The sequence below is a fragment of the Mesonia sediminis genome, from assembly GCF_042684705.1.
Lineage (GTDB): Bacteria > Bacteroidota > Bacteroidia > Flavobacteriales > Flavobacteriaceae > Mesonia > Mesonia sediminis.
The window spans coordinates 74,018-88,297 of record NZ_JBHULZ010000040.1 but is presented as its reverse complement, the minus strand read 5'-3'; the positions used below and the strand labels follow the sequence as shown (position 1 = coordinate 88,297).

15 protein-coding genes are annotated in these 14,280 nt (G+C 34.8%); 5 read left to right on the top strand and 10 right to left on the bottom strand.

What is annotated here, in order from left to right; genetic code table 11:
* Position 1: 1 nt before the first annotated feature.
* The 4 genes from ACFSQ0_RS07755 to ACFSQ0_RS07740 form a co-directional block, all read right to left on the bottom strand.
* Entirely contained in the window at positions 2 to 1,927 is a 1,926-nt protein-coding gene (locus ACFSQ0_RS07755; RefSeq protein WP_379046538.1) for a BatA domain-containing protein, read from the bottom strand.
* On the bottom strand, positions 1,917 to 3,134 hold the full coding sequence (locus tag ACFSQ0_RS07750) for a sensor histidine kinase (protein ID WP_379046536.1): 1,218 nt from the start codon (positions 3,132 to 3,134) through the stop codon (positions 1,917 to 1,919). The genes ACFSQ0_RS07755 and ACFSQ0_RS07750 overlap by 11 nt, the downstream gene beginning before the upstream one ends.
* Positions 3,135 to 3,202: 68 nt before the next feature.
* Complete coding sequence (locus tag ACFSQ0_RS07745) at positions 3,203 to 3,958, bottom strand: TIGR02757 family protein (RefSeq protein ID WP_379046533.1); 756 nt, start codon at positions 3,956 to 3,958, stop codon at positions 3,203 to 3,205.
* A 163-nt stretch (positions 3,959 to 4,121) separates the two neighbouring features.
* Entirely contained in the window at positions 4,122 to 4,781 is a 660-nt protein-coding gene (locus tag ACFSQ0_RS07740; RefSeq protein WP_147860770.1) for an ABC transporter ATP-binding protein, read from the bottom strand.
* Positions 4,782 to 4,867: 86 nt separating this feature from the next.
* Here ACFSQ0_RS07740 and msrA point away from each other — a divergent pair, with 86 nt between their 5' ends.
* Positions 4,868 to 5,404, top strand: coding sequence for a peptide-methionine (S)-S-oxide reductase MsrA (gene msrA, locus ACFSQ0_RS07735; RefSeq protein WP_147860771.1), 537 nt, complete (start codon positions 4,868 to 4,870; stop codon positions 5,402 to 5,404).
* A 29-nt stretch (positions 5,405 to 5,433) separates the two neighbouring features.
* On the top strand, positions 5,434 to 5,727 hold the full coding sequence (locus ACFSQ0_RS07730) for a hypothetical protein (protein ID WP_147860772.1): 294 nt from the start codon (positions 5,434 to 5,436) through the stop codon (positions 5,725 to 5,727).
* A gap of 43 nt (positions 5,728 to 5,770) precedes the next feature.
* Here the strand turns inward: ACFSQ0_RS07730 and ACFSQ0_RS07725 are convergent, their stop codons facing one another.
* The 6 genes from ACFSQ0_RS07725 to porX form a co-directional block, all read right to left on the bottom strand.
* Complete coding sequence (locus ACFSQ0_RS07725) at positions 5,771 to 6,106, bottom strand: hypothetical protein (protein ID WP_379046528.1); 336 nt, start codon at positions 6,104 to 6,106, stop codon at positions 5,771 to 5,773.
* A 75-nt stretch (positions 6,107 to 6,181) separates the two neighbouring features.
* Positions 6,182 to 6,553: a hypothetical protein gene (locus ACFSQ0_RS07720; protein ID WP_379046525.1), complete on the bottom strand. Its 372-nt coding sequence runs from the start codon at positions 6,551 to 6,553 to the stop codon at positions 6,182 to 6,184.
* A gap of 2 nt (positions 6,554 to 6,555) precedes the next feature.
* Complete coding sequence (locus ACFSQ0_RS07715) at positions 6,556 to 7,752, bottom strand: alanine dehydrogenase (RefSeq protein ID WP_379046522.1); 1,197 nt, start codon at positions 7,750 to 7,752, stop codon at positions 6,556 to 6,558.
* Between the two features lie 54 nt (positions 7,753 to 7,806).
* Positions 7,807 to 8,352: a hypothetical protein gene (locus ACFSQ0_RS07710; protein ID WP_379046519.1), complete on the bottom strand. Its 546-nt coding sequence runs from the start codon at positions 8,350 to 8,352 to the stop codon at positions 7,807 to 7,809.
* Positions 8,353 to 8,589: 237 nt separating this feature from the next.
* The gene (tsaE, locus tag ACFSQ0_RS07705; RefSeq protein ID WP_379046516.1) at positions 8,590 to 9,006 is read right to left on the bottom strand and encodes a tRNA (adenosine(37)-N6)-threonylcarbamoyltransferase complex ATPase subunit type 1 TsaE; all 417 of its coding nucleotides are present in this window, start codon (positions 9,004 to 9,006) and stop codon (positions 8,590 to 8,592) included.
* 10 nt (positions 9,007 to 9,016) lie between these two features.
* Positions 9,017 to 10,564 (bottom strand): T9SS response regulator signal transducer PorX, encoded by a 1,548-nt coding sequence (gene porX, locus ACFSQ0_RS07700; protein ID WP_379046513.1) that lies wholly within the window; start codon positions 10,562 to 10,564, stop codon positions 9,017 to 9,019.
* 34 nt (positions 10,565 to 10,598) lie between these two features.
* On the opposite strand from porX, the gene ACFSQ0_RS07695 reads away from it, so the two are divergent.
* The 3 genes from ACFSQ0_RS07695 to ACFSQ0_RS07685 are packed head-to-tail and all read left to right on the top strand — an operon-like array spanning position 10,599 to position 14,279.
* Positions 10,599 to 11,819: an HD domain-containing protein gene (locus tag ACFSQ0_RS07695; RefSeq protein ID WP_379046510.1), complete on the top strand. Its 1,221-nt coding sequence runs from the start codon at positions 10,599 to 10,601 to the stop codon at positions 11,817 to 11,819.
* 34 nt (positions 11,820 to 11,853) lie between these two features.
* Complete coding sequence (lpxD, locus tag ACFSQ0_RS07690; RefSeq protein ID WP_379046507.1) at positions 11,854 to 12,876, top strand: UDP-3-O-(3-hydroxymyristoyl)glucosamine N-acyltransferase; 1,023 nt, start codon at positions 11,854 to 11,856, stop codon at positions 12,874 to 12,876.
* 11 nt (positions 12,877 to 12,887) lie between these two features.
* Positions 12,888 to 14,279 carry a bifunctional UDP-3-O-[3-hydroxymyristoyl] N-acetylglucosamine deacetylase/3-hydroxyacyl-ACP dehydratase gene (locus ACFSQ0_RS07685; protein ID WP_379046504.1) on the top strand — a complete coding sequence of 464 codons (1,392 nt, stop codon included), beginning with the start codon at positions 12,888 to 12,890 and terminating at the stop codon, positions 14,277 to 14,279.
* Position 14,280 lies beyond the last annotated feature (1 nt).

Below are 14,280 nucleotides of genomic sequence, written 5' to 3'. Positions count from 1 at the left end.
GTTATTTGAGGCGTTTTAAAAGCAAAGTTTCTATCAGTAAAAACAGCAAGGCAAAAATAATAAACCATTTCCAAAGTTTTTGTTCCTCACTTTGTTTATTTACCAAATATGTAAAATCGGCTATAGATTTGTGTTTTTTAAAAGTTTCAAAAGTTTTAGATTCACTTTTAGTTAGTTTAGACTCTGTTCGCGGATGGTTGAAAGCCAACCGTCTGAGTGTATCTGTCCCTTTTAAAAGCTTATAAAAACCGGCAAAGTATGGTTCTTGATTCAGCGATATTTGCAAGTAGTCATCAAAGATGCGTTGCCTAGGTATAAATTTTTCTTGAGGATGAATCAATTGAACAATTTGGTCTTTTTCTAAACTATGAGGCAAACGAATTTCTTGATTGGTGTATGTAGTATGGTACATGACCTCTTGTGCACCACTATTTTTTGCGATAGTGTATAAACTGGGCACAATGAGCGGTGAGCGTTTATAATTAGAATTTTCTTTATTAAAAGCGGCAGCAAAGGCATACACATTTTCTTTCTTTACAAGAAAAGGTTCGCCTGTTGAAAAACTAATTATATTAGCTTGAATTCCACTTAAATCGAAATATGAGCTGACCTTTGGGTAGTCAAAATTGGTTGTTTTCTTTTTAAATACACCTTTTAAAAGCGGATGCTCGTAGTTAATTTTGGCAATTTTTAATTCATTTTGATTAAAATCTCCGATACCTATTCCTCGCTTCTGGGCAAATTGCCTTAAATTTTTATCGATTTGCACATCGGGCAAAATAAAAATTAATTGTTTTTGTTTGTCTAGATGTGTTTTTAGGTGTCCCGATAAGGCAGTAGGAATACTTTTTAATTCATTAAGAACAATTAGATCAGCTTCTTGTAATACTTTATAGTCAATAGTGTTTAAAGTAAAGTTATTATAAGTAAAATCGGGATCGTTTGAGAAAATGTGTTTTAAAAAATCATCACTAACCGAATTAATACTTACAATGTTAATGGGCGGTGTTTGTTGCTTGGTGAAATAAAGAAAGTTATCATAAGCAAGATCATTTTGATCAACCTCAATTCTTCCTTGGCGGATGCTACTCTGGTTTATTATGAATGGTAAGGTTTGCTTTAAACTATCTTGAAAAATTAAAGTCCTTTTGCCTAATAATTTATTGTCATCATAAACACTTACACTTATGGGATGATCAATTGAAGTGTTTGAACTAAAGCTTGCCCATAAAGCTATTGTTTCATAGGTATTCTGTTTAATAAAAGCTGTGTCAATTTTCACATTGGTATGTTTCTTGGCTTGATAATGAACCCAATGCCAGTCAGTTGTTTTTGCTGCTATAGAATCTGTATGATTAGAAGCGTGTAAACCATCGCTTAATATCAAGAAGGTATAAGGAAGATTTGGGTTTTCTTGTAAACGCTCTACATTTAAATAAATTTCTTTAAAATCGGGTTGTGTAGGACTGTATTCTAAATCAAATAATTCATCTTGAAACTCATTTATGCTTATGTTGCTATAGGTATGGTTGTTGGTAACCAGATTAAAGGTTTTATCTTTTGGTAAGTATTGAAGCAATTCTTGTTTGGCTTGTTCAAAAAGGCTTATCCCTTGATTTTTATGTTGCATACTTAAAGAATTGTCTAAGTAAACATTTAGTGTCTGATCTTCGTACTTTTTTGTTTTTGCGGGTATAAAAGGTTCAGCAAAAGCTAGTATTATAGCCGATAACATTAAAAGCCTAGAAAGTAAAACCAACCATTTTTTTAATTGAGAGCTTTTTCTTGATTGTAACTCGATTTTTTTTAGAAAAGCAACGTTAGTAAAGGGGGTGCTTTTAAATTTTCTAAACTGAAAAAGATGAATTAAAATAGGAATAAGCAGTAGGAATAACCCGTACAATACGGCTATATTTTTAAATGCCATTGTCTATCACTTTTTTTAAAGTAAAACTAACGCTAGTGTATTTATTTTCTTCAGATTCTAAACATACGTTACCTCCTAATTGCTTAACTAGTTTTTGAACTGTTGGTAAGCCTATACCAGTGCCTTTATTCCCGTTTCGATCTGGTTTTTCTTCGGTAAAAAACAATTTAAAAACATCTTTTTGTTTGTTCTTGGCAATTCCCATTCCATTATCGGTTACTGTAATCAAATAATTAAAATCGTCTTCTTTAATATTTATATCAATAACAATCTTGGATTTGTCGTTATATTTTAAGCTATTGCCCAATAAGTTAAGTAGAATCTGTTCTAATAATACTTTGTTGGTTAGTATTTCTGTGTTTTTTTCGGGGATGTTAATCTCGCAAGGCTGATTGATTTGGAGCAAATCGATAATATCTTCTAGCAGATAATTAAAATCAACAATTTCCATCTCGTTCTGTGCGTCTTCTTCACGGGCATAATAAGACAGTACTCTCTCGGTATAAGCGCTTAATTTTAATCCTGAAGATTTTAGGTAATCTAAATATTGCTTACCTGTATCATCGATATTTTCTTGATATTTCGCCTTGAGTAAATCTATGGTTAAAACAATATTTGCTAAGGGCATTTTAATATCGTGACTCACTTGGTTGGCGAATTGTTTAAGTTCTTTGTTTTTTTGTTCCAGCGACTTTTTTATGTGCTGTAAGGATTGTAAACTCTTCCTGAGTTCCAGTAAATTCATTACTTGGTTGGCCAAGTAGCGCATAGATTGTTTTCTAGAAGCACTTAATGAATTGGGTTTAAAATCTACCACACATAGGGTACCCAAAACATTTTGTTTCTTATCGTACAACTTCATGCCAAAGTAATAGCGAATAGGACTTTCTTTTTGCTGCACAAAAGGATTGTTGATAAAGCGATTGTCATTGAAAGTATCGGTAACCTCCAAGAAGTCTCGGTTTTGAGAAATGGTAAATTTACAAAAGGAGTCTTCTTTAGGCGTTTGTTTTATATTTAAACCATAAAAAGATTTAAACCACTGCTTGTCCTCGTCTATAAATGAAATAAAAGATACGGGCATTTGACATAAAGTAGCCGCTAGTCGTGTCAACTCATCGTAAGACTGCTCATCAGGACTATCGATTATATCATAGGTTTTTAACGACTCTAACCTTCTTACTTCTTTTACCTTGCTTTTGCTCATAAAGCGATTGGGGCTTAAACTAAAATTTTAGTAAATATAAAAAACAAATAATTGGATTGGACACAATATTAAAATTTCTCAAAAACACCTAGCCCAAATAAGGCAAAATCATATTTCACTGGGTCTATGGGATCTAAATTGCGTAGCGCATGATCTAATTCTTGCACTGCTTTTAAATCGTTTTGTTTTCGTTTTAAAACCCCTAATTTTCTTGCTACGTTACCCGAATGTACATCTAATGGGCAAGACAATTGGGCTGGTTCTAAGCCTTGCCATAAACCAAAATCAACTCCTTTATCCGCGGGTCTTACCATCCACCTTAAAAACATATTTATACGCTTTGCAGCTGAATTTTTTAAAGGGTCACTTACATGTTTTTGCGTTCTTCTTAAGTGCGGAATACTAAAAAATAATGTTTTGAATTGATGAATTCCATTGGGCATTGGATTTTTATTTTCAAAAACTTTCTGTAAGCCGCCATGGCTCTTATAAATATTTTGTAAAGACTTGATGAAAAATATAAAGTCTTCACCATTAAAGGTACGGTGTTTAAAGTTCAATAGGTCTTTTAAATCGGTTTCTTGATGATTCATCACAAAATCGAATGGTGACTCTTGTAAAAGCTGATTCATTCTAAAACCATTTTTCACTATACTTTTACGATTTCCCCAAGCTATTGTTGCAACCAAAAACGCGCTTATTTCAATATCTTCCTTTTTTGTAAATTGATGCGGAATGACAATTGGGTCGGTTTCAATAAAATCAGGTTGTTCGTAATATTCGGCTTTCGCATCTAAAAAGTCTTTCAAGTCTTGTTTGTTCATCGATTAATTTTAAAAATTTTACTTTGATTCAAACGATTAAAGCGATCAATTTTAAATACTTAATTGACGTTTTTATATTTGATAAATACCATTTATAAAAAGTATTTATGAAATGGAGCTTTAGGCTAGAATTAAATCCGCGTAAGCATTATAATTAACCTTATTAAACGATTGCACCATCTACCATGGTTAATTTTCTGTCGGCCATATCGGCAAGTTCTCTGTTGTGGGTTACGATCACAAAAGTCTGCCCAAATTCTTCTCTTAATTTAAAAAACAATTGGTGTAAATTATCAGCCGATTCAGAATCTAAGTTTCCCGAGGGTTCATCGGCCAAAATAACAGGAGGGTTGTTAATTAAAGCTCGGGCAACCGCTACACGTTGTTGTTCGCCTCCGCTCATCGCAGAGGGTTTATGGTTCGCCCTGTCTTTTAAACCAAGAAAACTTAATAATTCTAATGCGCGCTTTTCTAGCTGATTTTTAGGGGTTCCTTTTATAAATCCAGGGATACAAACATTTTCTAAAGCGGTGAATTCTGGTAATAATTGATGAAATTGAAAAATGAAGCCTATATTCTCATTTCTAAAAGCCGCTAACTCTTTTTTACTAAGCTCTAGGATTTTTATTCCGTTTATTATTATCGTAGTATCTTCTTTTTTAGCTGGTTTGTCAAGTGTTCCTAAAATTTGCAATAATGTGGTTTTTCCTGCTCCAGAAGCACCTACAATAGATATTATTTCGCCGGCTTGAACTTGTAAATCTACAGCATTCAATACGTGAAAATCATCATAAAATTTATGTAAATTATGAACTTGTATCATGGACTAAATTTAAAAACTAATATATTTAGCTAAAATAATTGAATTGTGCTAAACGAGGCACAAACTTAAGGAAAAGCTTTAAAAATATGACACAAGAGGTTATTACTTTAGCTAACGGTTGCTTTTGGTGTACAGAGGCGGTTTTTCAACGATTAAAGGGAGTTGAGAAGGTGGTTTCGGGTTTTAGTGGAGGTAAGATAAAAAATCCGCCTTACCGCGAAGTGGTGCAGGGTAGAACTGGACACGCCGAAGCTATTCAGCTTTATTTTGATCCCACAATTTTAAGCCTTAAAGATGTTTTAGCTGTATTCTTTAGCACCCATGATCCTACTACCCTAAATCGACAAGGTAATGATGTGGGTACACAATACCGTAGTGCTATTTTTTATCATTCATCTGAACAAAAAGAAATAGCCCAGCAATATATTAAGTATTTAGACAAGCAGGTTTTTGAGGGTAAAATTGTTACAGAGGTGACGCCTTTTTCTGGTTTTTATCCTGCAGAAGAAGAACATTATAATTTTTACAATCGTTTTCCAAATCAGCCGTATTGCCAATATATCATTGATCCAAAAATAAAAGTTTTAAGAAATCAATTTGCTCATCTTTTAAAGGATAATTAAACTGGTATAGTTTTTGAATTTTTCCAATTATGATAGATCAAAAAAATAAAAAAAAGCTACTAATAAAAAGTTTGCTTTTTGACGGAATCGGAATGTTAAGTATGCTTATACCGGGTATTGGCCCTTTTTTGGATATTGTATGGGCGCCAGTTGCTGCTAAAAAAATGACCGAGATGTATCCCGGAACAAAAGGTAAATGGGCAGCTGCCATAGTTTTTTTAGAGGAGATTTTACCATATACAGATGTACTGCCAACTTTTACTTTAATGTGGTGTTACCAGTACTTATGGTTATCTCGTTCAAAGCCGATAGAAGTAAAATAAAAAAAGCCACCTCAATTGGTGGCTTTCTATTTATGTAGAATAATTATTCTTCTTCATCATCATCAGGAAACTCTTCTTTCAACTCAGCATCGTCAATTACTTTTTTGTTATTACTGTCTAGCTCTACAATAGGCTCGTCAAAATCTTCATCTTCATAGTCATCCTCCTCAAAATTAGCCATAGTGTTTTCTAAACGTGTACTAACCTTTACCAAATATATAGCATCCTCGGTTTTTACCTCTACCGCTTCTACGGTTTCATTTTTGGCATTTTTAAAGGTAATGATGTGCTTGTCATCATAACCATCGGGGTATTTATTAACCAGGAGAGTCAGTATTTCTGGTGTTAATTTCTTATAGTCGACAATGACTCTTTTCATAATACTTAAGCATTTATTTTAGTTCACAATGATAAAAAAAATCGAGTATACTTCTATAAAACAAATAGCATATTTTTATTTTATTTCGGCCTCTATTATTTTGGCTTTTTGAGCACAATTTTCAACCTTAATTCTCAAGTTATTGTGCTCAATTTTAGCATCGATAACATATAGTTTGCAAGAATCTAAACTCGTATTGCTTGCGCCAAAATCTACATTCCCGGTGTGAAAAGCTTTTCGCATATCGGCGGTGTCTATTTGCGCAGCCCTTAATTGTTGGATAGTTTCTGAATTATAAACAAATTTTTTTTGCCGGATATTTTTAAGCACTCTATCATTGGGGGAATAGTCGCAGGAGGTTCGCTTACCACTAAAAAAGAAAATAAGAATGATGATTCCAAAAAACAATCCGACGGAATAATAGGCGAAACGGGTAATTAATTTCATATTTAAAAAATAAGTAAATGTATATCTCTATAAGGTAAATCAAACCAATTAGCTATAGACCTATTGGTTAAAATTCCGTGGTAAAAATACAAACCATTTTTTAAACCCTTGTCACATCGCAAGGTATTTTCTAGGCCTCCGTTTTCGGCTATATGTAATAAATAAGGGGTGCAAATGTTGCTTAATGCTATAGACGCCGTTCGAGCAAATCGAGATGGTATATTGGGTACTCCATAATGTATAACACCGTGTTTTATAAAGGTAGGGCTATCGTGACTGGTGATTTCAGAGGTTTCGACACAGCCGCCCATATCTATACTTACATCAATAATCACCGAGCCAGGTTTCATTTGTTCTACCATTGTCTGACTGATGATAATAGGAGCACGATGATTTCCGCGTACCGCAGTGATTACCACATCTGCTCGCTTCAAAGCTTTTAGTAAATACTTAGGTTGTAGGGTAGAAGTGGCTAACGGACGACTCAGTTTATATTGTAGCGCATTGAGCTTGGTAAGAGAATTGTCGAAAAAACGCACATTAGCACCTAATCCCAGCGCTGCTTTTCCGGCGAACTCGCCAACGGTACCCGCTCCAATTACGACCACCTCGGCTGGTGGAACGCCATTAATATTTCCAAATAATAAACCATTTCCTTTAGGTTTCGAAAGCAGTTCTGATGCAATGAGAACCGCTCCCGTGCCTGCGATTTCACTAAGCGCTTTAACGGCAGGATAGGAATCGTCATGATCTTGAATAAACTCAAAAGCCAATGCCGTAATTTTTTTCTCTTTTAACTTTTCAAAATAACTTTTATTTAAAGTTTTTAGTTGAAGAGCCGATATTAATGTACTGTTTTGCTGCATATAACTGAGCTCTTTAAGGCTGGGAGGTTCAACTTTTAGCACAGTAGGGCATGCAAAAATTTTTGCGGTATCTTTGGTTATTTCGGCACCGGCCTCAGAATAATCTTGATCGCTAAAGTTTGTATCTGCACCGGCATTATGCTCAACTAGAACCCGGTGCCCGTGTGCCGTTAATGCTGCAACCGCATCTGGAGTTAAGCATATTCTTTTCTCTTGATAAGAGGTTTCACGCGGCAGGCCTATAAACAACTTACCCTTCTTTTTTTGAATTTCAAGGGTTTCTTCTTGCGGAATTAATTCGGAGTGGCTAAAAGGCGTATTAGGCTGACTCATAAAAGATTATAGCTTAAAGATTACTAGTTCTAAAGCTAGCAATAATTATTAAAATTACCTAAAGAGATCTTTTAATTGTTCCCAAACTGTTTTTTCTTGCATTAAATCCGCTTCAAGCTCATCGAGATTGGTGGGGTTGATGCGCGCAATTATTCGGGCTCGTATAAGATAAATTAATGGAATGGTAGCAAGCATTATGGGGAGTACATAAATAAGCTCGGTCTCATCGGTGATTCTTAAATCATCGTTTAACACGCTTATGAGCTGAAATAAAAACATCCCTGTAGGGATAAGAATTACGTGATACCACCAATGCTTGCAAGTAAGAAACCAGATGATCAAAAGAAATAAAGGAATGAATTTGGTCATCATGGTCCAAATACTCACATTTACCTTTTCATAATAATTGCTCTCAAAAGTAAAAAGAAAAGTTTCCCAAGTTTTTGAATCTGGGAAACTTTCGTATGAGTAAAATATAAAAGGAGTTGCCGCTACTGCTAAGGCAATATAACTACCCGTTAGAAGGGATTTTAATATCTTTCTTTTCGATTGTTGTGGTTTCGGTTTGTCCTTTAATGTTGTCTTCTGTTGTGTGTTCATCAATGGCTTGAGGTGTACAAGATGTTGCTAAAAATACTAATGATACTGCTACGAAGATAAAGTTTTTAATTTTCATTTTAATAAGTTTTATTGTGATTTGTTGATACAAACCTAGGAAGAAAAAACTTATTTCCATGAACTTTCTTTGCCGTACCTTTGCAAACTTTTTTGCCAAAAAACAACTGCCTATCAATGAGTTAACTAGCTTTTGTTAATGAGTTACTTCACCTTTTTTAGCTATTTTTTGTCTAAAAAAAGGGCTCTAGAAAATTCATTTTTTTTCATAATTTCTATAAGATAATGTTTTTCGGGTAATAAATTGGTGATTTTTTGAGGCCATTCGATAAAGCACCAAGAATCTTGGTTTAAATATTCTTCGAAACCAATATCATAAGCTTCTTCTTCGTGATTGATACGGTAAAAATCAAAATGAAATATAGGTCCCGATGGAGAATGATATTCATTCACCAAAGAAAAAGTTGGGCTAGAAACGCGATCCTGGCTATCTAATGCTTTAACCATAGCTTTAATTAAGGTGGTTTTACCAGCCCCCATTTCGCCTTCAAATAAAATAGGCAGTGGTTCCTGCTTAATTTTGTCAATTAATTGTTGGGCAATTTGATCTATGCTCTCAATGGTGTAGGTAAGATTCATAATGTTTAAATTATCGGGGTGAAAAAACAGCAAACGGAATAATCATTTCTTCTAAAGATACACCACCGTGCTGGTAGGTGTTTCTGTAATAACTTACATAATGATTATAATTATTAGGATAAGCGAAAAAATAATCAGACTTCGCAAAAATAAACGAACTACTCATATGTATGCTAGGCAAACCAAATTCTTTCGGGTTTTTAACCGCGATAACTTCTTTATCTTGGTAAGAAAGACTCTTGCCGGTTTTGTAACGCAAATTTAAACTGGTATTTTTATCGCCAATAACTTTTGAAGGGTTTTTGGCATTAATGGTTCCATGGTCGGTTGTGATGATGAGCTGGAACTTTTCTTGTTGAGCGCGCTGAATCATTTCTAATAAAGGAGAGTTCTTGAACCAACTTTCGGTTAAAGAGCGGTACGACTTATCGGTTGAGGCTAACTCTTTTATCACTTCCATTTCTGTCTTGGCGTGCGATAGCATATCTACAAAATTGTAAACAACGGCCGTCAAATCATTGTTTTTTAATTGCTTAAAATCCTCAACCAGCTTTTTACCACTTTTTAAACTGGTAATCTTGTGATAGTCCATGACAAAATCTAACCCTAAGCGTTTCATTTGTGCTTGTAAAAAATCTTTTTCGTGAAGGTTTTTTCCTCCTTCGTCGGTGTCATTAAGCCACCAATCGGGGTGTAGCTTTTGCATATCGGCTGGCATGAGCCCAGAGAACAAAGCATTTCTAGCATATTGCGTAGCTGTAGGAAGAATACTATAAAAAGAGTCTTCTTGTATTTTTTTAAAATATTTGTTTATTAGCGGCTCAATACTTTTGAATTGATCGTAGCGCAGGTTGTCTATTACTATAAGCAAGGTGGGTTGTTTTTTGCTTAAAATAGGAGCAATTCTCTGTTGAAACAAAGTATGCGATAAGGTTGGTGCATCTTCACCGCTTAGCCAGTTTTTATAGTTTTTATCAATAAACTTAAAAAATTGATTGTTGGCCTCAGTTTTTTGAGACTCTAAAATTTCAATCATCCCGCTGTCTTCAATATGCTCTAACTGCAGTTCCCAATACACGAGTTTTTTATATAAATCTACCCATTCTTCGTGGGAGTTGATCATATTCATATCCATAGCAATTTTTCTAAATTCTTGCTGGTAGCTGGCTGTGGTTTTTTCAGAAATCAATCTAGAATGATCTAAAATCTTTTTTAAACTGAGTAAGATTTGGTTGGGATTTACTGGCTTGATTAAGTAGTCGGCGATTTGGGCTCCAATGGCTTCTTCCATTATATACTCCTCTTCACTTTTGGTAATCATAATTACTGGTAAGTTGTTTTTTACGGATTTTATTTCAGATAAAGTCTCTAATCCGGTTATACCAGGCATATTTTCATCTAAGAGAACCACATCAAAATTATGAACAGCAACTTCTTCTAAAGCTTCGGCCCCGCTTTGACAGGTAGTAATTTGATATCCTTTTTTTTCTAAAAATAGTATGTGGGGTTTTAATAAATCAATTTCATCATCAATCCAGAGTATGCTAATTTTATTCATATATGTATATTTGCGTTTAATTAAAATCGTTTACTTGAACAATACAAACAAACTTAAAATATTTAACGACCCAATTTACGGATTTATTACTATTCCAAATGAGGGTATTTATGATATTTTAGAGCATCCGTACTTTCAACGCTTGCGCAGAATTTCGCAAATGGGTATGTCTTATTTGGTTTACCCAGGTGCTCATCACACCCGCTTTCATCATGCCTTAGGCTGCATGCATTTAATGCGAAAAAGTATAGAAGTACTTCGTTTTAAAGGTGTTGCCATAAATGAAGAAGAAGAGAATGCCTTGCTTATTGCGATACTGTTACACGATATAGGCCACGGTCCTTTTTCTCATGCTATGGAACATTCAATCGTAGAAAACATTGATCACGAATGGATTTCCTTGCGTTTTATGGAAGCTCTAAATAAGGAATTTAACCAAAGTTTAACGCTGGCCATCAAAATTTTCAAAGGTGAATACCATCGTAAGTTTTTCAAACAATTGATTGCAAGTCAACTGGATATTGACCGACTTGATTATTTAAAACGAGATAGCTTTTATACTGGTGTGGCAGAGGGTAATATTAATAGCGAGCGTATTATTAGTATGTTAAATGTAGCCAATGACGAATTGGTAATTGAGCAAAAAGGAATTTATTCGGTAGAAAAATTTTTGGTTGCTCGTAGGCTGATGTATTGGCAGGTTTATTTGCATAAAACCAGTTTAGGAGCCGAGCAACTGTTAATTCGTGTGCTTAAACGCGCAAAAGAATTGGTGGCTCGTGGCGAAAAATTAAACGCCAGTGAGGCCCTGCATTTTTTCTTGAACACCCCAGTTACCAAGAAAAGCTTTGGTACCGATGTTTTGAAACGATTTAGTAATTTAGACGATATAGATGTTTTGGCTGCAATGAAATCCTGGAAAAATAATCCAGATTTTGTTTTGCAAAATCTTTGTAATATGCTACTGGATAGAGATTTGCTTAAGGTGAAACTGAAAAATAAACCTATTGGAAAGAAAAAAATGGCAGCCAAAAAAGAAAACTTAATGCAGAAATATGGTATTTCGGCACATGAGGCCGAATACTTTGTTTTTCATGGCAAGGTGAGCAATTTGGCTTATGATAATCACCAAGCCCCCATAAAGATTATGTATAAAAACCACAAGATAAAAGACGTAACTGAAGCTTCAGATCAACTGAATTTAAAAGCTTTGGCCACTCCGGTTTTAAAATACTATATCTGTTATCCAAAATAATCAGAAATTAACAATTTTTTATATTTTTGTCAGAATGAAATTTACCGCACAACAAATAGCCGAAATATTAGAAGGAGAAGTCGAAGGTAATCCCTTGGTAGAGGTTTCTAGTCTTTCGAAAATAGAGGAGGGAAAAGAAGAAAGTCTTACTTTCTTGTCTAATCCTAAATATGAAGCGTACTTGTATACCACACAAGCCAGTATTTGCATTGTGAATAAATCGCTTGAACTGCAAAAGCCTGTGAGCGCTACTTTAATCCGTGTAAACGATGCATACAAGGCATTTACACAGTTGCTTACTTATTACAATGAGGTAAAATTAAGTAAATCTGGAATTGAACAGCCACATTTTATTGGTGAGCAGTCGAGTTATGGTGAAGAAGTGTTTATTGGTGCGTTCTCTTATATTGGAAATAATGTGCAAATAGGAGATAAGGTGAAAATTTATCCGCACGCCTATATAGGAGATAATGTGCGTATAGCCGATAACAGTATTGTATTTGCTGGAGCTAAAATATATTCAGAATCGGTTATTGGTGAAAATTGTGTTATCCACGGAGGGGCTGTAATTGGTTCAGATGGTTTTGGTTTTGCTCCCGATGAAAAAGGAGAGTATCAAAAAATACCTCAAATAGGCAATGTAATTTTAGAAGATAATGTAGAGGTTGGTGCAGGAACAACCATTGATCGCGCAACTTTGGGTTCAACAATTATCCGTAAAGGGGTTAAGCTTGATAATCAAATACAAATTGCTCATAATGTAGAGATTGGCGAGCATACCGCTGTTGCAGCTCAAACAGGAATTGCTGGTTCGACAAAAATAGGTAAACATTGCCTTATTGGGGGGCAAGTAGGAATTGTAGGCCATATTAAAATTGGAGATAGAGTAAAGATACAGGCCCAAACGGGAATAGGTAGAAATGTAGATGATGATGAGGTACTGCAAGGTTCACCAGCGCTTGGTTATAATGATTTTAATAAATCTTATGTACATTTTAAAAATTTACCCACTACTATAAAAAGAATTAACGAAATTGAAAAAAAGCTTAAAGATTAAGCCTTATTACTATGAAACAGCAAACAATTAAAAGAGAAGTTTCTCTAAAAGGAGTGGGCTTGCATACAGGAAAAGAAGTAGAGCTTACTTTTAAACCAGCTCCTGCAGGTCACGGGTACGTTTTTAAGCGTAAAGACTTAGAAGGTCAACCGCTTATTGAGGCAGACGCTAGTTATGTAAACAACACCCAGCGAGGAACTTCGTTAGAAAAAAACGGCGTGCAGATACTAACCTCTGAACATGTGCTAGCTGCTTGTGTAGGATTACAAATTGATAACTTATTAATTGAATTAAATGCTAGTGAGCCACCTATTATGGATGGTTCATCAAAGTATTTTGTTGAGGCTTTAGAAGAAGCAGGAATAGAAGAGCAAGAAGAGGAGCGCGAGTATTACACCGTAAAAGAAGTTATTTCTTATAAAGACGAAGAAACGGGTAGCGAAATTATGCTTGTACCGTCTGAAGAATATCAAGTGACTACTATGGTAGATTTTGGCACCAAAGTTTTAGGGACTCAAAACGCCAGTATAGATAGCATTAAGGAGTTTAAAAAAGAAATAGCCGATTCAAGAACTTTTAGTTTTTTACATGAAATCGAAATGCTTTTAGATAACGGACTAATACGAGGTGGCGATTTAAATAATGCTATTGTGTATGTAGATAAGGAGTTATCTCAAGAAACTATGGGAAAGCTGCAGCAGGTTTTTAATAAAGAGAGTATATCGGTTAAACCTAATGGTATTCTTGACAACCTTACTTTACACCACCCAAATGAAGCTGCAAGACATAAATTATTAGATGTAATAGGTGATTTAGCCTTAATAGGAACACCGATTAAAGGTAAGGTAATCGCTAATAAGCCTGGCCATAAAATCAATACCGAATTTGCCAAGAAGGTTGCTAAGAAAATTAAATTAGAACGTCGCAATAAGGTTCCGCAAATCGATTTGAATTCCACTCCGCTTATGGATGTGAATCAAATCATGAAAATGTTACCGCATAGACAGCCCATGCTGCTTATCGATAAAATTTTTGAACTAAGTGAAACCCATGTTACTGGCGTTAAAAACGTGACCATGAATGAAGAGTTCTTTAAAGGTCACTTTCCTGGAGCGCCAGTTATGCCAGGAGTATTAATTGTAGAGGCCATGGCCCAAACAGGAGGGATATTAATTTTAAGCACCGTACCCGACCCTGAAAACTACTTGACATATTTTATGAAAATAGATAATGTTAAGTTCAAGCAAAAAGTAGTGCCTGGGGATACGCTAATTTTTAAGTGCGACTTAATATCACCCATAAGACGCGGGATTTGCCATATGCAAGGTTATGCCTATGCTAACGGTAAGTTGTGTGCAGAAGCCGAACTAATGGCACAAATTGTAAAATCTAAAGAATCTTAAG

Bases quoted from the DNA above. Each gene is read 5' to 3' on its own strand.
- ACFSQ0_RS07755 (WP_379046538.1), bottom strand. From the start codon at position 1,927: ATGGCATTTAAAAATATAGCCGTATTGTACGGGTTATTCCTACTGCTT.
- ACFSQ0_RS07750 (WP_379046536.1), bottom strand. From the start codon at position 3,134: ATGAGCAAAAGCAAGGTAAAAGAAGTAAGAAGGTTAGAGTCGTTAAAA.
- ACFSQ0_RS07745 (WP_379046533.1), bottom strand. From the start codon at position 3,958: ATGAACAAACAAGACTTGAAAGACTTTTTAGATGCGAAAGCCGAATAT.
- ACFSQ0_RS07740 (WP_147860770.1), bottom strand. From the start codon at position 4,781: ATGATACAAGTTCATAATTTACATAAATTTTATGATGATTTTCACGTA.
- msrA (WP_147860771.1), top strand. From the start codon at position 4,868: ATGACACAAGAGGTTATTACTTTAGCTAACGGTTGCTTTTGGTGTACA.
- ACFSQ0_RS07730 (WP_147860772.1), top strand. From the start codon at position 5,434: ATGATAGATCAAAAAAATAAAAAAAAGCTACTAATAAAAAGTTTGCTT.
- ACFSQ0_RS07725 (WP_379046528.1), bottom strand. From the start codon at position 6,106: ATGAAAAGAGTCATTGTCGACTATAAGAAATTAACACCAGAAATACTG.
- ACFSQ0_RS07720 (WP_379046525.1), bottom strand. From the start codon at position 6,553: ATGAAATTAATTACCCGTTTCGCCTATTATTCCGTCGGATTGTTTTTT.
- ACFSQ0_RS07715 (WP_379046522.1), bottom strand. From the start codon at position 7,752: ATGAGTCAGCCTAATACGCCTTTTAGCCACTCCGAATTAATTCCGCAA.
- ACFSQ0_RS07710 (WP_379046519.1), bottom strand. From the start codon at position 8,352: ATGAACACACAACAGAAGACAACATTAAAGGACAAACCGAAACCACAA.
- tsaE (WP_379046516.1), bottom strand. From the start codon at position 9,006: ATGAATCTTACCTACACCATTGAGAGCATAGATCAAATTGCCCAACAA.
- porX (WP_379046513.1), bottom strand. From the start codon at position 10,564: ATGAATAAAATTAGCATACTCTGGATTGATGATGAAATTGATTTATTA.
- lpxD (WP_379046507.1), top strand. From the start codon at position 11,854: ATGAAATTTACCGCACAACAAATAGCCGAAATATTAGAAGGAGAAGTC.
- ACFSQ0_RS07685 (WP_379046504.1), top strand. From the start codon at position 12,888: ATGAAACAGCAAACAATTAAAAGAGAAGTTTCTCTAAAAGGAGTGGGC.